We start from the raw sequence: 20,434 nt of genomic DNA, 5'->3' as shown, positions 1-20,434 counted from the left end.
GGTTGACAGCGCAGCCGCTTGCGGCATTCAATCGTTGGCACCGGGCCGCCGCCGGCCCGGATGGAGACCACGATGGATCACAGCAAGCGCATGGGCATCTCCTTCCGGCTCTGGCTGCCGACCTTGATCACGGCGGCGGTGCTGCTGGCGGTCACGCTGATCTCGAGCTGGCGCACCCTCGGCTCGCTGGAGCGGGAACAGGCGGCCCAGACCGCCCAGCGCGACAAGCTGGAGATGGCGCTGCAATGGTCCGGCCAGACCCATGCCAACGCGGCGCGCACGATGGCCGGGCTGATGAGCGCGGATGGCGGCCTGGCCGGCCTGCTCAAGCCCGAGATGGACGCCACCTCGGCGCGCATCTCGGAGCTGCAGAAGCGGATCGACGCCGAGGCCACGGCCACCGACGAGAAGGCCGTGCTGGCCGAGATCGCCAGGACCCGCGGCGTCTACATCGCCGCGCGCAACGCGGCCGCCAAGGCGCGCGACGGCGGCGACATGGCGGCGCAGCTGGCCCTGGTGCGGCGCGAGCTGGGCCAGTATCTCGAGGCGCAGCAGCGCTTCGTCGACCTGCAGCACCAGCGCGCGGTCGACCTGGCGGCCAGCGTCGAGCGCCAGCGCAGCCTGGACATCGCGGTCACCGCCGCGGTGCTGGCGGCGGTGGTCGCGATGCTGCTGGTCTGCACCTGGCTGATGACGCGCTCCATCGTGCCGCCGCTGCAGCAGGCGCTGGCGGCGACCGAGAGCATCGGCGCCGGCGACCTGTCGGTGCAGGTGGCCGACCGCGGCCGCCGCGACGAGATCGGCGACCTGCTGCGCGGGCTCAACGCGATGGTGGTCTCGCTGCGCCGGCTGGTGCAGGACGTGCGCCACAGCGCCGAGAGCATCAAGGTCGCGGCCACCGAGATCGCCGAGGGCAACCAGAGCCTGAGCGAACGCACCGAGGAAACCGCCAGCAATCTGCAGGAGACCGCCTCGACGATGGAGCAGCTGACCGCCACCGTGCGCAACTCCTCCGACTCGGCCGCCACCGCCAACCAGCTGGCGGCAGACGCCGCCCAGGTGGCGCGCAGCGGCGGCGAGGTGGTGGGCCAGGTGGTCTCGACGATGGGCAAGATCCACGCGAGCTCGGGCCGCATCGGCGACATCATCGGCGTGATCGACGGCATCGCCTTCCAGACCAACATCCTGGCGCTGAACGCCGCGGTCGAGGCGGCGCGGGCCGGCGAGCAGGGCCGCGGCTTCGCGGTCGTCGCGGCCGAGGTGCGTACCTTGGCGCAGCGCAGCGCCGCGGCGGCCAAGGAGATCAAGGACCTGATCGGCGCGAGCGTCAGCGAGGTGGACGCCGGCTCGGCCCTGGTGGACCAGGCCGGCACGACGATGGGCCAGGTGGTCTCCAGCGTGCGTCGCGTCACCGATGTGCTCGGCGAGGTCAGCGTCACCTCGCGCGAGCAGAGCCAGAGCATCGCCCAGGTCAATATCGCGGTCAGCCAGCTCGACTCGATGACGCAGCAGAACTCGGCCCTGGTCGAGGAAAGCGCCGCCGCCGCGGCCAGCCTGCAGGAGCAGGCCCAGCGGCTGGCGGCGATGGTGGAGACTTTCCGGCTGGAGCGCGCGGCGGCTTAGCCGCTCGGCCGCCGCAGAGGTAGTTCGGCAGCCACAGGGTCAGGCCGGGCCACAGGTGCGATGGTCTTGGCGGTCAGGCACACCGCCTCCTTGGTCTTCTTGAAGTTCAGGCTGCCGGCTGCGCAAGCCCTCGGGAAGGCGCTGGCCACGCTGACCGCGGCCGACTCGGTGGCTGTCGTGATGCCGAACAGGATCACGCCCAGCCCCACCAGGGTCAGGGTGGCCAGCAGCAGGGCCACCGCAAGACTGGTCAGCACGAAGCCGCTGTAGCAGGTCGAGGGCACCGCCCACGCATGCGGCGCCTCGCCGGACGAGCTCAGCCTCCCTCATCGGGCTCTACCAGATCGCGATAGGCATGCCAGCTGGCATGGGCCAGCCAGGGGAAGATGAACAGCAGACCCAGCATCAGGCTTGCGAAGCCCAACAGGGTCAGGCCGGCCAGCAGCCCGGCCCACAGCAGCAGCGGCCCGGCATTGAGACGGCAGCAGCGCCAGCTGGTCAGCATCGCGGTGATCGCATCGACCGGCCGGTCCAGCAGCAGCGGCGCGCTGACCACGCCCAATGCGAACACCAGGACCGCCACCAGGGCACCGGCGACGCCGAAGGCCAGCAACAGCTCGATCGGCCATTGGGTCGGCCCCGGCGTCTGACCCTCGAGGAACAGCGCGAACACGATGGCGGCGATGCGCTCCCAGGCAATGTAGGCCAGGGCCAACATCAGGCCGAACAGCGCGATCGAGCCGGCATTGCCGCGCCAGGAGCGCAGTGCCGCGCCGGCATCGGGCGCCTGCCCCTGCTCCAGCTGGCGCGACAGCGCATAGAACACGATCGCCGCGAAGGGTGCGACCAGCAGGAAGCCGCCCAGCAGGGCCGGCGCCATGTAGGCGGCCTTCCAGCCTGCCCCCATCAGCAGCAGGCCTGCGGCGGCGATCAGCGTGCCAAAGCCCAGGCTGGGCCTCGCGGCGCGACGCAGGTCCTGCGCGCCGCGCTGCAGCCAGACCCAGGGCCTGGCGAGGTCGACCCGGCGCACGCGCGGCGCCGCGGTCGGCGGGGATATGTCTTGACCTGCATCAAGCGACCTCTCCATGGCGAACCTCCTGGGCGAAGCTGCATCAATGCTAGTCCCGCCCCGCCCCATGCGCCAGCGCTTGGCGTCACCGCCCGTACAGCAGCTGCGGCAACCACAGGCCGATCTGCGGCCAGAGATAGAGCAGCACGATCGCGATCACCTGGATGCCCATGAAGGGGATCATGCCGGCGAAGATCTGGTTCAGGGTGACATGCGGCGGGCTGACGCCCTTCAGGTAGAAGGCCGCCATCGCGACCGGTGGGCTCAGGAAGGCGGTCTGCAGGTTCAGCGCCACCAGCAGGCCGAAGAACAGCGGGTCGACGCCGAAGTTGTCCAGCAGCGGGATGAAGATCGGCATGAAGATCACGATGATCTCGGTCCATTCCAGCGGCCAGCCGAGGATGAAGATGATGAACTGGGACAGGACCAGGAACTCGGTCTTGCTCAGGTTCATTGACAGCACCCAGCGCTCCACCAGCTCCTGCCCGCCCAGCAGCGCGAAGGCGGCCGAGAAGATCGCCGAGCCGACGAACAGCCAGCACACCATCGCGCTGGTCTTGGCGGTCAGGAACACCGACTCCTTGACCACCTGGAAGTTCAGCTGCCGGTAGGCCGCGGCCAGCAGCAGGCCGCCGCTGGCGCCGACCGCCGCCGCCTCGGTGGGCGTGGCCAGGCCGAACACGATCGAGCCCAGCACCGACAGGATCAGCACCACCAGCGGGAAGAAGGAGGCCAGCAGCATCTTGAAGATCTCGAGCCGCTGGAAGCTCAGCAGCGCGTAGAAGGCAACAAGCGCCACGGCGCCAACGCCAAGGCCGATCCAGAAGCCGCGCGGCGCCTCGCGCGGGCCGGCCTCGGCGGCGGCGGCCGACGCGGGCGCCGAGGCAGCCGCCGCACCGGCCGGCGCGCTGGCCGCGTTCTCCTCGGCGCCGGGCGGCAGCGTCAGCGCGCCATCGGACTTGCCCTCCTCTTCCTCACCACTGCCCGGCGGCTCGGCCAGGCCGCCGGGCTCCTTCAGCCCGGTGCTGCCCTCGTCCACCGGCGCCTCCTCGGCCGGCTGGAAGGCGGCCTCCTGCACCGCCGGCGCGGTGACGTTGCGATAGCTCCAGGCTGCCACCGCGAGGAACAGCAGCAGCGGCAGCAGGGTCACGAACAACTGGCGCAGGATATGGCCGATGCCGACCTGCAGATTGCGCCGGCCCTTCAGCGCCGCCAGCAGGGCCGGCAGGGCGCGGCTGGAAATGCTGTCGGCGATGCGCTGCGTGCCCGGCGGCAGCGGCACGATGCGCGCCTCGGGCGCCAGCGGCGGCATCAGGTTCGGCTTCAGCTTGGCCAGGATGATCACGTAGGCGATGTACAGGCCCGCCAGCATCAGGCCCGGGAAGAAGGCGCCGGCATAGAGCTGCACCACCGAGACGCCGGCGGTCGCGCCGTAGACGATCAGCATCACCGAGGGCGGGATCAGGATGCCCAGGCAGCCGCCCGCGGTGATCGCGCCGGCCGAGACGCGCACGTCGTAGCCGGCCTTCAGCATCTGCGGAAAGGCCAGCAGGCCCATCAGCGTGACCACCGCGCCGACGATGCCGGTTGCGGTGGCGAACACCGCGCAGGTGAACAGGGTGGCGACCGCCAGCGAGCCCGGCACCCGCGCCATCGACAGGTGGAGCGAGCGGAACAGCTTCTCGATCAGGTTGGCGCGCTCGACCAGATAGCCCATGAACACGAACAGGGGGATCGAGATCAGCACGTCGTTGCCCATCACCTTGAAGGCGGACTGCACCATCAGGGTCAGGGTCTTGGTGGTGTCGCGCTCATAGGCCAGCCAGGTGAAGATCATGCCCATGCCCATCAGCGTGAACGCCGTGGGAAAGCCCAGCATGATCGCCACCACCACCAGGGCCAGCATCAAGAGGCCGAGGTGGCCGCGCGTGATCTCGGGCGAGAGCAGCAGCATCGCCGCCACGCCCAGCAGGATCAGCCCCATCAGGATGAAGCCGAACCAGAGCTCCTTGCGAATCTTGTGGATCACTTGCGCGTCTCCGTCGGCGGCACCAGGTACTTGTCCAGCGCGGCGATGTCCTCGTCCTTCACCTGCACCATGGCCTTGAGCTTGTCGACGTCGACCTCCTCCACGTCCTCGCCGCGCGAGGGCCAGGCGCCGTCGCGGATGCAGCGCAGGCAGCGCACGATCTCGACCAGGCCCTGCAGCAGCAGCATCGCGCCGGCCACCGGGATCACGAACTTGAAGGGATACAGCGGCAGCGGCTCGGCAGAGAAGGTCTGCTCGCGGATCGCCAGCGCCTCCTGCGCATAGCCCCAGCCGGCCCAGGTCAGCGCGACGATGCCGGGCAGGAAGAACAGCAGGTAGAGCACCAGGTCCACCCAGGCCTGGGCGCGCGGGCTGAAGAAGCTGTAGAGCACGTCGCCGCGCACATGGTTGTTCTTGGCCAGGGTATAGGCGCCGGCCATCATGAACAGGGTGCCGTAAAGCATGATCTGCGCATCCAGCACCCAGGCATGGGGCTTGTTCAGCACATAGCGGGAGAACACCTCCCAGGTGATCAGGCCGGTGAGCAGCACGATGGACCAGGCGAACAGCTGCCCCAGCCAGGTCGACAGCTTGTCCACCGCCAGCAGAAAACCTTGCAGCATCAACGACGTCCTTGTTGTTGGAAGGAGCGGCCGGCTTCGGGCCGGCCGCGGGCCTCAGCCCTTCTTGCCGAAGTAATGGTTCCAGGCCATCTTGAAGTCGACCATGTAGTCGTTCTGCCATTGGCCGGCGCGCTGCGCGAAGGCGCGCTGCGAATCGAGCACCTTCTTGAACAGCGCGTTCTCGCCGGCCTTCTTCTCGATCACCTTGTCCCAGGCCGCCAGCTGGGCGCGCAGGATGGCGTCGGGCGTCTTGTAGAAGTTGACCTTGTCCTTGGTCTTGAGCTCGATGTAGTCCTGCGAGTTGCGCTGGATCGCCTTCCAGCTCATGTCGGCGCTGGCGGCTTGCACCGCGTAGTCAATGATGGCCTTCAGCTCGGCCGGCAGCGCGTCGTACTTGCCCTTGTTGAACAGGATCTCGAACTGCTCTCCGCTCTGGTGAAAGCTCTGCAGCATGCAGTTCTTGGCCACGTCGGGGAAGCCCAGCACGCGGTCGCTGGAGGCGTTGTTGAACTCGGCCGCGTCGATCAGGCCACGGTCCAGCGCCGGCACGATCTCGCCGCCGGGCAGCGGATTCACCGCGGTGCCCAGCTCGGTGAACACGTCCACCGCCAGACCCACGGTGCGGAACTTCAGGCCCTTCATGTCGGCCACCTTGGCCACCGGCTTCTTGAACCAGCCCAGCGGCTGGGTCGGCATCGGGCCGTACAGATAGGACACCACGTCCATGCTGATGGACTTGTAGATCTCCTCCAGCAGGGCCTTGCCGCCGCCGTAGTTGTGCCAGGCCAGCACCATGTTCGGATCCATGCCGAAAGCCGGGCCCGAGCCCCACAGCGCCAGCGCCGAGTTCTTGCCGTAGTGATAGGCGACGACGCCATGGCCCCCGTCCAGGGTGCCCTTGTTGACCGCGTCCAGCAACTGGAAGGCCGGCACCACCGAGCCCGCGGGCAGCACCTCGATCTTCAGCCGCCCGCCGGCCATGTCGTTGACCTTCTTGGCAAAGTCGTTGGCGTACTCGTGGAAGATGTCCTTGGCCGGCCAGGTGGACTGGAAGCGGAAGCTGGCGGTCTGGGCCGTCGAGATCATCGGCGCGGCCAGCGCGCCAGCGGCGGCGGTGCCGGTGGCGGCCTTCTTCAGGAAGCGCCGGCGCCCGGCCGGAACCTTGTCGGGGGTATCGCTCATCTCGGTCTCCTAGCTGTGATGGAAGAGGGGTTCACATCGTCTTCGCGCCGGATTCGGATTCGCCTGGGCTTCTTCAAGACTGCAACAAGGCCCACGGGTCTCTGTCGGACCTGACCGCCTGCGCCGGTTCGAATATCGAAGCGGCGTTCGCCCGCGGCAACTGGGTCAAACCCGCGCCGCACCCCTGATCCGGTGGTGGCTCAGGGCCGCTGGCGCGGCGCCACGCGGGTGTCGAGCGCGGCCGGCCGGTAGTCGGGCCGGAAGCGGCAGTGGGAGGGGAAGGCCTGCTGCGCCGCAGCGCAGGCCTCGGCCACCGCGGCCGGCGTGGGCTTGCGGCCCTCGCGCAGCCAGGCCTTCAGCGCTTGCAGCAGGGCCACATAGGTCGCGTCGCTGAGGTAGCTGTGCTCGCTGTCGTCGGTATAGGTCTGCACCAGCGCGTCGGCGCGGCCGGCCCGGGCCATCGTCTGGCCGAAGCTGTGCTGCATCTCGACGAAGGCGGCCGGGTCGTGGATGCCATGCACCGTCAGCACCGGCACCGGAATCTGGCCGTCGGGATCGGCGTCGGCGCCGAAGCGCGCCACCGCGGCCGGGTCGGCGGCGTAGCGCAGCACGCCGGCATTCAGCGCGGCATCGTCGTCCGAGCCGATGTAGCGCGCGCCGATATTGCCGAACACATTGGCGCCGCCGCTGCGCCGCTCGGCGATGTCCTGGAAATGGAAGGTGGCCCAGTTCAGATGGCTCTGGATGCTGCGCGGCGGGATGTGCAGCACGTCGACCAGGGTCTTCACCCTGCGCGCCTGCTCGGCGCTGCGTTCGGCGGCCGGCTTGTTCAGCGCCAGGCAGTCGTTGACGCGACGCGCCAGTTCGGACCGGGTCATCGTGCTGCCGACCGGCAGGCCCTGCCACAGCGGGTATTGCGGCTCATCGGCGCGCGGATGGTTGCCGCACAGGTACTGGTAGATCACGCGCAGGTCGAGCCGCATGTCGTAGGCCCGCGTGCCGCCGGCCAGCACGCCGCTGCTCAGCAGCACGCCGTCGTAGGGCTTGTTCTCGGCAAACATCTCGGCGCCCTTGGCGGCGACGCTGGCGCCCCAGGACTGGCCGTGCAGGATCGTCAGCGTCGGTCGGCCGACATGGGCGACGAAGAGGCGGCGCAGGCGCTCGGTGTCCTCGGCCGCGGCGCGCACCGCCACCCCGCCCTGCCGATAGCTGGAGCCGGCCCAGGCATAGCCGGCGCGCGGCATGATGGACCAGCGCTGCAGGTCCTCCTCGACGCGCCGCAGGTTCGGCGCGCCGAGGAAGGGGCCGCCATGGCTGTGCAGTACCAGCTCGCCCTGCCAGCCCGCGGGAATCGCGATCAGGTAGAAGGCGCCGGCGCTGTCCCGGCCGCCCAGGCAGCGGGTGTCGGCCGGCAGGCCAGCGGGACAGGCGCGGGTTTGCGGCGGCGCTTCGGCGCTGCGGTCCGGCGCTACCGGCGGCCGAGCGCAGCCGGCCAACAGGGCCGCGGCGGCCAGGCACAGCATCAGCGCCCGCATCGGCAGCGCCTCAGCGCCGTTCGGTCGCCGGCAGCGGCAGGCCGCGCAGCGCATGGGCCAGCTCGGGGGCCTGCCAGAGCGTGATGCGCTGCTCGGCGGCATAGGGCCGGGCGTTGTCGCTCAGCGCGGCCAGGCCGATGTACAGCGCCTCGTCGGCCTGCCTCACCTCGCGCGCGCCCTGCAGCGCGCGCAGGGCCTCCAGCCCGGTGCGGGCCGACTTCCAGCGCCGCGCGCTGACCAGCATGCGCCGGCCCTGGCGCTCCAGCTCGAAGTCGAAGGCCGCATCGGCGCCGCCCTTGCCTTGCGGTACCAAGGTGTAGCCGTCGCGCCGGAAGGCCTGCTCCAGCAGGGCCGCGAAGGCCGGCCAGGCCATCGTGGCCAGGGCCTGCTGCGTCTGCTCGATGCGCGCGGCGCTGGGCAGATGCCATTGGCGCCGCGCCGCGATCAGGCTGATCACGATGAAGGGGAAGCCCGACAGCGCGCCCACCACGCGCAGATGCTCGGGCAGCAGAGCAAAACTCAGCAGGCCCAGCAGCAGGCCGATCAGCAGGCTGATCCACCAGGACGAACGCAGCAGGATCGCGAACAGCGAGTTCTTCGCCATGGTCAGCTTCAAGAGACGGCTCCGGAGAAAAGTAGAGACAAGGGCCGGCTCAGGCGCCGGCCTCGCCATCGGATTGGACATGCCACCATTTTGGCCGCGGCGAGACATAGGAATGCGAGCTCGCCGCCAGCTCCTTGCGGTTGGCGGAGTCGAAGCCGCCCAGCAGCAGGGCGACGACCGGCGCGTCGTCGATCGCGCCGATCGAGCTGCCGCAGGTGGGGCAGAAGGCGCGGCTGGACCAGGCCGAGGAGCGCCAGGTCGACGGCCGGCCACCCGGTCCCACCCAGGCCACGCCGGCCGCCGGGAACTCGACCCAGGCGGCCGTCAGCGCGCCGGTATGGCGCTGGCACAGCTTGCAGGAGCAGGTATGCGGCTTCAGCGCGGGCCCGGTGGCGATGAAACGGATGCCGCCGCACAGGCAGCCGCCTTCGTAGGTTTTTTGTTTTGGCATGGAACACCCCCTCTCTTCCAGACGCCGGCTTGAGCGCATACGGCGAAGACGGGCACGCGCGGCCCGCCGGTTTGCATCGGGCATTGTCACCGGATCGCGCATCAGTCAGCCTGGCCTCGCCACCCGTCCCCGCCACAACCCGGGAGGTGATGCCCCATGACGGCGGGTATCGAGCCCGCCCTTCACCCGAGCAATCGCCAGATAGGCGTCCTCAAGCCGCGGCCAGCGATGTGGAGCGGGAATTCTTGCTCCGCGATGCGGACATCACCTTGCGCTGCAAGCTGCGCATGACTTCGACAACGACAGCACCAAACTGCTCGACGCACGAGTCCTGGAGGTCGGCGCGCGCAATCATCCGCCGCACCATGCCGTGCCACGTTCGGGCGGCTTACATCGGTGTCAAACGCGGCTCGCCATCGGCTCGACCGCCAGGATGCGGTCAATCGCCAGCAGGAATTCGGTGGCGCTGGATGGTTTGGGCAGGAACTCCCGGAAACCGCTGCGAATGGCGCTCTCCACGTCCTCGACGCCGGTATCGGCAGAGAACGCAATGCAAGGGATCCGGCACAGCTCCGGATCGTCCAGGATTGCGCGCAGGACCTCGTGACCCGACATGTCCGGCAGACGCATGTCGATGAGAATCAGCGCCGGATGCAGCCGGCGCGCCGCCGCCAGCCCGCTGCGACCATCCTCGCTGCAGACCAGCGTCACGTTGGGTCGGGCCTCGAGATAGGCTTCGACGAGCACCCGATTCACCGCGCTGTCCTCGATGTAGAGAAGAGTCCCACCAACCCCGCTCTCGACCTCGCTCGGAGCCGGCCCGAGCGGCGCCTGACGCAGCTGCGACGAGCCGCCCTCGGCGCGCGCCAGGGTCACAAAGAAGGTCGATCCGACACCGAACTCGCTTTCGGCATGGATGGCGCCGCCCATGGCATGCAGCAGGGACTTTGCAATGGCCAGGCCCAAACCGGTGCTGTCCTGATCGAGCTGGCTATCCTCCGGCTGAGGCCCCAGGACGCGATAGAAGGGTTCGAAGAGTCGCTCAAGATGCTGGGCGGCAATCCCGATTCCGGTATCCGTCACCGCGATCGCGACCGAATCCGCACTCAGCGCCATGCAGCGAACCGACACCCGTCCGTTCGCCCGGTTGTACTTGATGGCGTTGCCGACCAGGTTGATCAGTACCTGGATCAGGCGCCGTCGATCCGCGTAGGCGAGCAGCAGCTCCGAACGATTCTCCATCGCCAACGCAATGCCGCGCCTGGCCGCCACCGGCTCCAGCATCGCCAGCACTTCCTCCACGACATCGCGCAGCGGCACCAGCTGCAAGTCCAGCGGGATCCGTCCGTCATGCAGGCGCGCGAGATCCAGCATGTCGTTGACCAGCAGCAGCAGATGCTGTGCCGATGCCCGGATATGCCCGAGGCCACGCTTGGAACTGGGCAGCAGGCTGTTCCCCTCGGCACGTTCCACCAGATCGGCGAACCCGAGCAGCGCATGCAGCGGTGTGCGGAGTTCATGGCTGATACGCGAGAGCGTCTCCATCTGCGTCTTCGCCGCTCGGTCGAGCAACTCCTTCTCACGAACCAGTTGCTCGGCCTGCTTTCGTTCCGTGATGTCCTGCACCGCGAGTCGGCATACCGCCGAGTCCCCCTCGCTCGCACGCTCCAGCATGCCGTGCAGATGCACCCATTTCACCCGGCCGGCCCGGGTGATCACCCGGTGCTGAGACTCGTAGGGACCGCCGGCCTTGACGGCCTGCTCGTAATTGAGCCTGACCAGGGACCGATCGTCCGGATGCGTGTAAGCCATCAGGCTCTCGTAGCTCGTATCGATGTCCTCGCCAGTTGCATCGAGAATGCGATAGATCTCCTCCGAGCATTGCACGCTGCCCGAGGCGAGGTCATGTTCCATATTGCCCAGCTTGGCGATCCGCTGAGCCTCACGCAGCGTTCGAAGCATGCGGGCGGCCTCGATTTCTCGATGCTTGCGCTCGGTGATGTCGCTCTGGATCGCCACATACTCCACCACTTGCCCGCCCTCATCGAGGATGGGATCGATGCTCAAGGACACCCAATAGGGCTCACCGGACTTGCGGTAGTTCAGCATCTCTGCATCGCGCACCGGCAGGCCCTTGCGCAGCCGGCTGCCGATCCGCGATGCTTCCGCCAGGCTGGTTCTGGGACCGTGCAGGAAGCTCCGCGGGTTCTTTCCCTTGATTTCCTCAAGGGTCCAGCCGGTGGCCTTGGTATAGGCCGGGTTAACCCACTCGATCTTCCTCTCGCCGTTGGTGACGATCACCATGTTCGTGGTGTTCTCCACAATCAGTTCGAGTCTTCGCTGGTGCTCGTGCGACAAGGTTCTTGCGGGTGCCTGCTCTGCATCCCGGTCAGGTGTTCTCATGTTTGCCTTTGTTCTTTGACGTGGAGGCATCGCGGGCAGCCGCCAGAAGAAACATGATCCGCCGGTCTGCTTACTTCTGCCTTGACAGCACGCATCGCGATGCGAAAACGCCGCAGCCAGGCGTTCTTGCGAGAGCCTTGATGCGCATCAAGGTCGACAGCCCTGAACAGGTGCAGCGCCGCAAGGATCGGCCTCACGGCGATCGGATTCTCTTGTAAACATGCCTGTCCGGGTTCGACGGCGGCGCGGCCGGACCTGCCGGGATCCGCCATCAACGCCCCACAGGCTTTCTCCTTGCCACCCGCCATGCTGCTACCCTGTGCGCCGCGCATCCCTACACAGGAGCAAGAACGCATGCAATTGATCATCACGATCCGCCGCGCCGCGCTGGTCGTCGGCCTGGTGGCCGCGGCCGGCGCCCACGCCCAGGCGCCGCTGAAACCCGTCACCAGCGTCGAGGGCATCACCGAGTACCGGCTGGCCAACGGCCTGCAGGTGCTGCTGGCGCCCGACAACTCCAAGCCCAGCACCACGGTCAACGTGACCTACCGGGTCGGCTCCAAGCAGGAGAACTACGGCGAGACGGGCATGGCCCATCTGCTGGAGCACCTGATCTTCAAGGGCACGCCGACGCACAAGAACGTCTGGGCCGAGTTCGAGAAGCGCGGCCTGCGCGCCAACGGCAGCACCTGGCTGGACCGCACCAACTACTTCGCCAGCTTCGCCGCCAACGACGCGAACCTGCAGTGGTACCTGGGCTGGCAGGCCGACGCGATGGTCAACAGCTACATCGCGCGCAAGGACCTCGACTCCGAGATGACCGTGGTGCGCAACGAGATGGAGATGGGGGAGAACAACCCCGGTAACATCGTGTTCGAGCGCCTGATGGCCACGATGTACCAGTGGCACAACTACGGCAAGAGCACGATCGGCGCCCGCGCCGACGTCGAGAACGTCGACATCCCGCGCTTGCAGGCCTTCTACCGCCAGTACTACCAGCCGGACAACGCGACCCTGATCGTCTCCGGCAAGTTCGATCCGGCCAAGGTGCTGGGCTGGGTGCAGCAGAGCTTCGGCAAGCTCAAGAAACCGGCGCGCAAGCTGCCGCATCTCTACACGATCGACCCGGTGCAGGACGGCGAGCGCGAGGTCACGGTGCGCCGCACCGGCGGCGTCGCCAGCGCCACCGCGGCCTACCATGTGCCGCCCGGCCCGCATCCGGACTATGCGTCGGTCGAGGTGCTGAACCTGATCCTGACCGAACCGCCGGCCGGGCGCCTGCACAAGGCCCTGGTCGAGGAGGCCAAGACCGCCGCCTCGGTCAGCGCCTTCGCCGCGCCGCTGCACGACCCCGGCTTCACGATGATCGGCGCCGACCTGGCGCCCGGCGCCTCGCTGGAGGCGCTGAACCAGCGCATGCTGCAGGTGATCGAGGGCCTGGCCGCCGCGCCGATCTCGGCCGATGAACTCAAGCGCGCCCAGACCCGCTGGCTGAACCGCTGGGAGCAGCAGTTCACCGATCCCGAGCAGGTCGGCACCGCGCTGTCGGAGACCGTCAGCCAGGGCGACTGGCGCCTGTTCTTCCTACTGCGCGACCGCATCAAGGCGCTCAAGCTGGCCGATGTGCAGCGCGTTGCCAACGAGCGCCTGATCGCGGCCAACCGCAGCGTCGCGCTCTACATCCCGACCGACAAGCCGCTGCGCGCGCCGACGCCAGCGATGGTGGACGTGGTCGCCGAGATGAAGGGCTTCGTGCCCGCTGCGGCCCAGGGCCCGGTGGCCGCCTTCGATGCCTCGCCCGCCAATATCGACAAGCTGACCCGCGGCGCCACGCTGGCCAACGGCATGAAGCTGGCGCTGCTGCCCAAGCCGACGCGCGGCCAGGCCGTGCAGGGCATGGTCACGCTGCGCTGGGGCGATGCCGAGGCGCTGAAGGGCCAGCGCGCCGCCGCCGACGCCACCGCCGCGCTGCTGGACAAGGGCACGCAGCGCCTGGACCGCCAGCAGCTGCGCGACCGGCTCGACGCGCTGAAGGTCGAGCTGCAGGTGATGCCCGGCCCCGAGGGCGTCAGCATCGCCTGGGTGACGCGCCGCGAGCATGCGGCCGAGGCGCTGGCGCTGATCGGCGAGATGCTGCGCCAGCCGCGCCTCGCGCCGGAAGGCCTGGACGAGGTGCGCGCCCAGGGCCTGGCCGCGCTGCAGGCACAGCGCCAGGAGCCGCAGGCGGTGGCCGCCAACGCGATCGCGCTGGCCTTCAACGGCCCCTACGCGCGCGGCGACGTGCGCCATGCCCGCAGCTTCGACGAGATCGCCGCCGACATCCAGGGCGTCAAGATCGAGCAGACGCGCGAGTTCCACCGCCGCTTCTACGGCGCCTCCAACGCCCAGCTGGGCCTGGTCGGCGACTTCGACCTAGCCGCGGTGCAGAAGGCCGCCGAGACCGCCTTCGGCGACTGGAGGTCGCCGGCGCCGTTCGCGCGCGTGCCGCGGCCCAATGTCGCGGTGCCGGGCAAGCTGACCCTGCTGGCCACGCCGGACAAGCAGAACGCGGTGCTGGCCGGCCGCATGCCGCTGGCGCTGAACGACGAGCATGCCGACTATGCCGCGCTGCTGATGGCCAACTACCTGCTGGGCGACGGCGGCGACTCGCGGCTGTGGAAGCGCATCCGCGAGAAGGAAGGCCTGTCCTACGGCGTCTGGTCCTATGTGCAGTGGAGCGCGCAGGACGAGAACTCGCCCTGGAACCTCGGCGCCATCTTCGCACCGAGCAACCGCGGCAAGGTCGAGACCGCGCTGCGCGAGGAAGTGGCGCGCGCGCTGAAGGACGGCTTCACGGCCGACGAGGTGAGCGCCGGCAAGCAGGCCGTGCTGAGCCAGCGCCGCCTGCAGCGCGCCCAGGACCCGGGCCTAGCCCAGGTGCTGGCCAGCAACCTCTACCTGAACCGCACGCTGGCGCGCAGCCAGCAGGTCGATGACGCGCTCGCCAAGCTGACGCCCGAACAGATCAATGCGGCGCTGCGCAAGTATCTGAAGATCGAGGACTTCCAGCTGATCTTCGCCGGCGACTTCAAGTAGTCGATCCAGCACAAACACCGCTGCGGCCCAGGCCGCAGCGCGCACCCTCCACACGGCCCGCGGGCCGTGTTTTTGTTGGTGGGTCGCGCTCGCCCTCTATCATCGGTAACGACGTGAAACTGAGCGCAACGAGGCGCCAGCCGTCGCGAATTGACCTAGATCAAGCCGCATCCGTCCCAACGACGGCGGCCAGCAGGAGAGTCGAGCGATGTCCGAGGGATGGCAGGAGGCGGCACCCGCCGCAAGGGAGCTGGCGCAGCTGCGCGCGCTGGACCGGGTGATGGCGATCGCGGAGTTCGATCCGGACGGCGTGCTGCGCCGAGCCAACGACAACTACCTGTCCCTGCTCGGCTACAGCCGCGACGAGGCGCTGGGCCGCCACCATCGCAGCTTCTGCCCGCCGGCCGTGGCCGAGAGCGCGGACTACCGCGAGTTCTGGTCGCGCCTGCGCGGCGGTGCCGCCCATTCCGGGCCGGCCGAGCGGTTGCGCCGCGACGGCGCCAGCTGCTGGCTGGAGGCCACCTACACCCCGGTGCTGGACGCGCGGGGTCAGGTCTTGCAGGTGCTGAAGATCGCCACCGACGTCAGCGAGCGCCTGCGCCGCGAGCGCGCGCAGCAGGAGCATCTGCAGCGCCTGTCGCTGGTGGCGGATGCCAGCGACACCGCGGTCGTCATCAGCGACGGCGCCTCGCGCATCGTCTATGTCAACGCCGGCTTCAGCCGCATGTTCGGCTGGAGCCTGGAGGAGGTGGCGGGCCAGGCGCCGATCGCGCTGCTGGCGCCGCAGCTGGACCAGGCCTTCGTCGACGACTACCGCGCCGCGTTGCGCGCCGGCCGCCCGGTGGCGCGCGAGGAGATCGTGGTGGGCCAGAGCGGCCAGCGCTACTGGGCCAAGGTGATCAGCAATCCGGTCGCCGACCCGGGCGGCGACTGGCGCTACACGGTGACGATGCTGACCGACATCACCCGCGCCAAGATGCACGAGGCGCTGCAGCACCGCGTGCTGGAGGCGATGGCGCGCGAGCAGCCGCTGGTCGAGGTGCTGGACCTGGTGTGCCGCGAGGTCGAGCGCATCGCGCCGGAGGTGGCCGCCACGATCCTGGAGGTCGACGCCCAGGGCCTGCTGCATCCGCTGGCCGCGCCCAGCCTGCCCGACAGCTACTCCCAGCTGCTGGAGGGCCTGGCGATCGGACCGACCACCGGCTCCTGCGGCACCGCCGCCTGGCGCAACGAGGCGGTGCGCGTCGACGACATCGCCCGCGATCCGCTGTGGGCCGACTACAAGCACCTGATCCTGCCGCTCGGCTATGTCGCCTGCTGGTCCACGCCGATCCGCAACAGCCAGGGCCGGGTGATCGGCAGCTTCGCCTTCTACTACCGCGAGCCGGTCGGCGCCGCGCCGCAAAGCTTCCACCAGCAGCTGGTCGACGCCTGCACCCATCTGTGCATGCTGGCGCTGGAGCGCGAGCATGCGCGCCAGCGCATCCGCCAGCTGGCCTTCTACGACGGCCTGACCGGCCTGCCCAACCGCAGCCTGCTGCAGGCCAAGGCGGACCAGGCGATCGCCTCCGCCACCCGCAACGACGAGCAGCTGGCGGTACTGTTCCTCGACCTGGACCGCTTCAAGCAGGTCAACGATTCGCTCGGCCATCCGGCCGGCGACGAGCTGCTGCGCCAGGTGGCGGCGCGGCTGCAGCGTGAGCTGCGCGCCTCCGACATCGCCGGCCGCCTGTCGGGCGACGAGTTCGTCGTCGTGCTGCCGCAATGCGACGCCGACCATGCGACCGACACCGTCGAGCGCCTGCAGCTGCTGCTGGCCGAGCCGATGACGGTCGCCGGCGCCGCGCTGGCGATCTCGGCCAGCGTCGGCATCGCGATGTTCCCGGTCGACGGCCGCGACATGGAGACCCTGGTGCACCGCGCCGACATGGCGATGTACCAGGCCAAGAGCGGCGGGCGCGGCTGCTTCAGCTTCTTCAGCAGCGAGATGAACCGGCTCGCGCAGGAGCGGCTGGCGCTGGAGACCGCGCTGCGCCAGGCCCTGCAGGCGCGCCAGCTGCGCCTGCATTACCAACCGCAGATCGACCTGGAGAGCGGACGGCTCTACGGCGTGGAGGCGCTGGCGCGCTGGACCCATCCGGATCTGGGGGAGATCCCGCCGTCGCGCTTCATCCCGCTGGCCGAGGAATGCGGCCTGGTCGCCGACCTGGGCCGCTGGGCGCTGCGCGAGGCCTGCCGCCAGCTGGCCGACTGGCGCGCGCGCGGCCTGGCGGTGCCGGCCGTCTCGGTCAACCTCTCGCCGACCAGCTTCCACAACCTGGACCTGCCGCGCATGATCGCCGACACGCTGGAGCGCAACGCGCTGGCGCCGCAAGACCTGACCCTGGAGCTGACCGAGAGCGTGCTGCTGGACACCAACCCCAGCACGATGAAGACCATCGCCGAGGTGCATGCCCAGGGCGTGCGCCTGTCGATGGACGATTTCGGCACCGGCTACTCCAGCCTCAGCTACCTGCGCCGCCTGCCGGTCAGCGAGCTGAAGCTGGACCGCAGCTTCGTCGCCGACCTGGAGACCGACGCAGCCGCCCGCGCCCTCAGCGGCGCCATCCTGGGCATCGGCAGGAGCCTGCGCCTGACCGTCGTGGCCGAGGGCGTCGAGACCGACGCGCAGAACCTGATGCTGCGCGAGCAGGGCTACCCGGTCGCGCAGGGCTATCTGTTCGCCCGGCCGCTGGCGCCGCAGGACCTGGAGCGCTGGCTGGGCGAGGCGATGGTGGCGGCGCCGCCACCATCATCATCTTCTTCCAGTTGATGCATCACCGGCCACGATGATCGGTGGCTGCTGCTGAGCTCAGCCGCGCACCGCCGATGCCGGCGCGCCGCGCAACGCGATGCCGACGAACATCAGCCCCGCCAGCAGGTGCGCGGCGGCGGAGAAGCCGCGCCCATCCTGCAACAGCTCCAGCAGCCCCGAGCCGGCGCTGGCCCCGGCCGCGAACAGGAAGCCGGCGCGCCACCAGGCGGGTCGATGGCGCAGGGCGCCGTAGAGGGCGGCAAGAAAACCGAGCGCGGCGAGCGCCGCAAACAGCAGCAATGAAGCGTCCATAGAAGCGGGGCCGGTTCAGCGGCCGAACGATGGTTGAGATCGGCCCGCAGTGTTGACGCCGATCCTTAAGCGCCGGTTAACCGGCCGCGCCGGCCGCCCGGCTCAGCCCGCGTCCCAGTAAGGCCGCTCGGGATCGAAGCGCTCCGCCAGGAAATCGACGAAGCGGCGCAGCAGCAGCGGCTGATGCCGGCGGCTGGTGTAGACCGCATGGATGCCCAGCAGCTCCGGCTCCCAGCCGGGCAGCAGGCGCACCAGGCTGCCATCGGCCAGGGCCGGGCCGACCAGATAGGTCGGCAGCAGCGCGATGCCGGCGCCGGCCAGCGCGCCCTGCAGCAGCACCGTGGCCTCGTTGGCGCGCAGGCGCGGTGGCGCCGGCAGCGGCACCCGCTCCTCCGCGCCGGCCTCTTCGTGGCGAAGACGCCATTCCTCGCTGCCGTAGCGCGCATGGCCCAGGCAGGCATGCTCGCGCAGTTGCTGCGGCGCCAACGGCGTGCCGCGCGCCGCCAGATAGGCCGGCGCGGCACAGACCACCGAGCGGCAGACGGTCAGCCGCCGCGCGATCAGCGCCGGGTCCAGCTCGTTGCTGATGCGCAGCGCCAGATCGATCCGGTCCTCGACCAGGTTGACCGCATGCTCGGAGGCCAGCAGCTCGATCTGCGTCTGCGGATGTGCGCTCAGGAACTCCGCCACCGCCGGCGCCAGATGCTGCTGGGCAAAGGACATCGAGGCGCTGAGACGCAGCAGCCCGCTGACCTCCTGCTGGCGCGCACCGGCGGCCAGGCGCGTCTCCTCGGCCAGCTCCACCAGCTGGCGGCAGCGCGGCAGCGCCTCCAGGCCGGCATCGGTCAGGCTCAGGCGACGGGTACTGCGCTGCAGCAGGCGCGTGCCCAGCCAGCGCTCCAGCGCCTCCAGCTGGCGCGTCGCCATCGCCCGCGAGATGTCCAGCGCCTCGGCCGCCGCCGTCAGGCTGCCGCGCTCCACCACCTCGACAAACACCTTCATCGCCTGCAGACGGTCCATTTGCTCGAATCATGCAACAAATACGTCCGAAGCCGGTTATTTACCGCCTTGATCCGGACAAATAAAGTGCAGGGCATCGAATCGCAACCTTTCCCTCCCCGGAGATCCCGACCATGAATCCTCTCTCGATCGCTCCCGCCCTGCCCCGCTTCCTGCGTCGCCTGGGCTTCGCCGGCCTGATGAGCCTGGGCATGCTGGCCCAGGGCCAGGCCCAGACGGCAGCACCCGCCGCCCCGCTGGAGCTGAAGGTCATCAACCATGGCGCCGCCAGCTTCCATGTCAACTCGGTGCTGGTGCTGGGCGCCAAGGAAGCGGTGCTGCTGGACAGCGGCTTCACCCGCGCCGATGCGCTGCGCGTCGCCGCCGCGGTGCTGGACAGCGGCAAGACCCTCAGCACCATCTACGTCTCGGCCGCCGATCCCGACTACTACTTCGGCCTCGAGGTGCTGAAGCAGGAGTTCCCGGCCGCCCGCATCCTCGCCACCGCGCCGACCCTGAAGAAGATCGAGGCCTCGCTGCCGACCAAGCTGAAGGTCTGGGGCCCGCGCCTGGGCGCCAATGCGCCGCGCCAGCCGCTGCTGCCGCAGCTGTTGGAAGGCCATACGCTGAGCCTGGAAGGCCAGACCCTGGAAGTGCGCGGCCTGAACGATGCGCTGCCGCATCGCAGCTATGTCTGGATCCCCTCGATCAAGGCCATCGTCGGCGGCGTCAACAGCTTCGCCGGCCTGCATGTGTGGACCGCCGACACGCAGAGCGCCGCCGAGCGCGCCGCCTGGCTGGCCAAGCTGGACGAGCAGCTGGCGCTGCAGCCGGCCATCGTCGTGCCCGGCCATATGGCCAGCGGCAGCGCGCAAGACGCTTCGGCGCTGCGCTACACCCGCGACTACCTGCAGCGCTTCGAGGCCGAGCTGCCGCGTGCCGCCAACGGCGCCGCACTGATCGACGCGATGAAGGCCGCCTATCCGCAGGCGGGCATGGGCATCGCGCTGGACATCGGCGCCAAGGTCAACAAGGGCGAGATGAAATGGTGAGGCCGGGTAGCGGAGGCGGCAGCGACCGCCTGCACTATGTCTACGACCCGCTGTGCGGCTGGTGCTACGGCGCCGCCCCGCTGCTGCGCGCTGCGCTGGACGAGCTGCCGGACCTGCAGCCGGTGCTGCATGGCGGCGGCATGTTCGCCGGCGCGGCGCGCCGCCCGGTGACGCCGGAGCTGCGCGCCTATGTGCAGCCGCATGACCGCCGCATCGGCGCCTTGACCGGCCAGCATTTCGGCAGCGGCTACACCGACGGCCTGCTGAAGGATCCCGGCGCGATGCTGGACTCCGAGCCGCCGATTACCGCGGTGCTGGCCGCCACCGAACTGGCCGGGCCGCGCGCCGGCTTCGCGCTGCTGGAGGCCGCGCAGCGGGCCTATTACGTCGAGGGCCGGCGCATCGCCGAGGCGCAGACGCTGCGCGCGCTGGCGCTATCGCTGGGGCTGGACGCCGCGGCCTTCGACGCGGCGCTGCAACGCCAGTCGGGCCCCGCGACGCAGGCCCATCTGACCGCCTCCCGCGGCCTGCTGCAGGCCCTGGGCGCGCAGGGCTTCCCGACCCTGGCGCTGGAGCGCGCCGATGGGAAACTGCAGCGCCTGGACGCCGCGCGCTTCTACGGCCAACGCCAGGCCTGGCTGATGCACCTGCGGCAACAACTTTCCTGAGACTCGTTGGGCACA

17 protein-coding genes are annotated in these 20,434 nt (G+C 69.4%); 5 read left to right on the top strand and 12 right to left on the bottom strand.

What is annotated here, in order from left to right; all coding sequences use genetic code 11:
• The first annotated feature begins 72 nt into the window (after positions 1-72).
• Positions 73-1,623, top strand: a complete 1,551-nt coding sequence (locus G8A07_RS03410; protein WP_195795719.1) for a methyl-accepting chemotaxis protein — start codon at positions 73-75, stop codon at positions 1,621-1,623.
• Here G8A07_RS03410 and G8A07_RS27695 read toward each other — a convergent pair.
• The 10 genes from G8A07_RS27695 to G8A07_RS03360 all read right to left on the bottom strand — a co-directional run bounded on the left by G8A07_RS27695 (position 1,620) and on the right by G8A07_RS03360 (position 11,827).
• On the bottom strand, positions 1,620-1,907 hold the full coding sequence (locus G8A07_RS27695) for a hypothetical protein (RefSeq protein ID WP_213086225.1): 288 nt from the start codon (positions 1,905-1,907) through the stop codon (positions 1,620-1,622). The two genes, G8A07_RS03410 and G8A07_RS27695, sit on opposite strands and share 4 nt — an antisense overlap.
• A gap of 32 nt (positions 1,908-1,939) precedes the next feature.
• Complete coding sequence (locus tag G8A07_RS03400) at positions 1,940-2,710, bottom strand: DUF2189 domain-containing protein (RefSeq protein ID WP_195795718.1); 771 nt, start codon at positions 2,708-2,710, stop codon at positions 1,940-1,942.
• Positions 2,711-2,777: 67 nt separating this feature from the next.
• A complete protein-coding gene (locus G8A07_RS03395) occupies positions 2,778-4,676 on the bottom strand; it encodes a TRAP transporter large permease subunit (protein ID WP_195797571.1) in 1,899 nt (632 codons plus the stop codon).
• A gap of 41 nt (positions 4,677-4,717) precedes the next feature.
• Positions 4,718-5,341, bottom strand: a complete 624-nt coding sequence (locus tag G8A07_RS03390) for a TRAP transporter small permease subunit (protein ID WP_195797570.1) — start codon at positions 5,339-5,341, stop codon at positions 4,718-4,720.
• Positions 5,342-5,398: 57 nt separating this feature from the next.
• Positions 5,399-6,526 carry a TRAP transporter substrate-binding protein gene (locus G8A07_RS03385; RefSeq protein ID WP_195795717.1) on the bottom strand — a complete coding sequence of 376 codons (1,128 nt, stop codon included), beginning with the start codon at positions 6,524-6,526 and terminating at the stop codon, positions 5,399-5,401.
• A gap of 200 nt (positions 6,527-6,726) precedes the next feature.
• The gene (locus tag G8A07_RS03380; protein WP_195795716.1) at positions 6,727-8,061 is read right to left on the bottom strand and encodes a hypothetical protein; all 1,335 of its coding nucleotides are present in this window, start codon (positions 8,059-8,061) and stop codon (positions 6,727-6,729) included.
• A 10-nt stretch (positions 8,062-8,071) separates the two neighbouring features.
• Complete coding sequence (locus tag G8A07_RS03375; protein ID WP_249937208.1) at positions 8,072-8,677, bottom strand: restriction endonuclease; 606 nt, start codon at positions 8,675-8,677, stop codon at positions 8,072-8,074.
• Positions 8,678-8,714: 37 nt separating this feature from the next.
• Entirely contained in the window at positions 8,715-9,116 is a 402-nt protein-coding gene (locus G8A07_RS03370) for a GFA family protein (RefSeq protein ID WP_195795715.1), read from the bottom strand.
• Positions 9,117-9,515: 399 nt separating this feature from the next.
• A complete protein-coding gene (locus G8A07_RS03365; protein ID WP_256441099.1) occupies positions 9,516-11,519 on the bottom strand; it encodes a PAS domain S-box protein in 2,004 nt (667 codons plus the stop codon).
• Entirely contained in the window at positions 11,516-11,827 is a 312-nt protein-coding gene (locus G8A07_RS03360; RefSeq protein ID WP_195795713.1) for a hypothetical protein, read from the bottom strand. The genes G8A07_RS03365 and G8A07_RS03360 overlap by 4 nt, the downstream gene beginning before the upstream one ends.
• Before the next feature lie 46 nt (positions 11,828-11,873).
• Here G8A07_RS03360 and G8A07_RS03355 point away from each other — a divergent pair, with 46 nt between their 5' ends.
• On the top strand, positions 11,874-14,594 hold the full coding sequence (locus tag G8A07_RS03355) for a pitrilysin family protein (RefSeq protein WP_195795712.1): 2,721 nt from the start codon (positions 11,874-11,876) through the stop codon (positions 14,592-14,594).
• Between the two features lie 208 nt (positions 14,595-14,802).
• The gene (locus G8A07_RS03350; protein WP_195795711.1) at positions 14,803-17,406 is read left to right on the top strand and encodes an EAL domain-containing protein; all 2,604 of its coding nucleotides are present in this window, start codon (positions 14,803-14,805) and stop codon (positions 17,404-17,406) included.
• A 39-nt stretch (positions 17,407-17,445) separates the two neighbouring features.
• Here the strand turns inward: G8A07_RS03350 and G8A07_RS03345 are convergent, their stop codons facing one another.
• Both G8A07_RS03345 and G8A07_RS03340 read right to left on the bottom strand, forming a co-directional pair.
• Positions 17,446-17,700, bottom strand: a complete 255-nt coding sequence (locus tag G8A07_RS03345) for a hypothetical protein (protein WP_195795710.1) — start codon at positions 17,698-17,700, stop codon at positions 17,446-17,448.
• A 102-nt stretch (positions 17,701-17,802) separates the two neighbouring features.
• Positions 17,803-18,720 carry a LysR family transcriptional regulator gene (locus G8A07_RS03340; protein WP_195795709.1) on the bottom strand — a complete coding sequence of 306 codons (918 nt, stop codon included), beginning with the start codon at positions 18,718-18,720 and terminating at the stop codon, positions 17,803-17,805.
• A 179-nt stretch (positions 18,721-18,899) separates the two neighbouring features.
• Between G8A07_RS03340 and G8A07_RS03335 the strand changes: the two genes are divergently transcribed.
• Both G8A07_RS03335 and G8A07_RS03330 read left to right on the top strand, forming a co-directional pair.
• Positions 18,900-19,751, top strand: coding sequence for an MBL fold metallo-hydrolase (locus tag G8A07_RS03335; protein WP_213086285.1), 852 nt, complete (start codon positions 18,900-18,902; stop codon positions 19,749-19,751).
• Positions 19,745-20,419 carry a DsbA family protein gene (locus G8A07_RS03330; protein ID WP_195795707.1) on the top strand — a complete coding sequence of 225 codons (675 nt, stop codon included), beginning with the start codon at positions 19,745-19,747 and terminating at the stop codon, positions 20,417-20,419. Before G8A07_RS03335 ends, G8A07_RS03330 begins: the two co-directional genes overlap by 7 nt.
• Positions 20,420-20,434: the final 15 nt, after the last annotated feature.

It is taken from the genome of Roseateles sp. DAIF2 (assembly GCF_015624425.1).
In the GTDB taxonomy this organism is placed as follows: Bacteria; Pseudomonadota; Gammaproteobacteria; order Burkholderiales; family Burkholderiaceae_C; genus Kinneretia.
The sequence above is the reverse complement of the archived record's forward strand: the minus strand, read 5'-3'. Positions and strand labels throughout refer to the sequence as shown.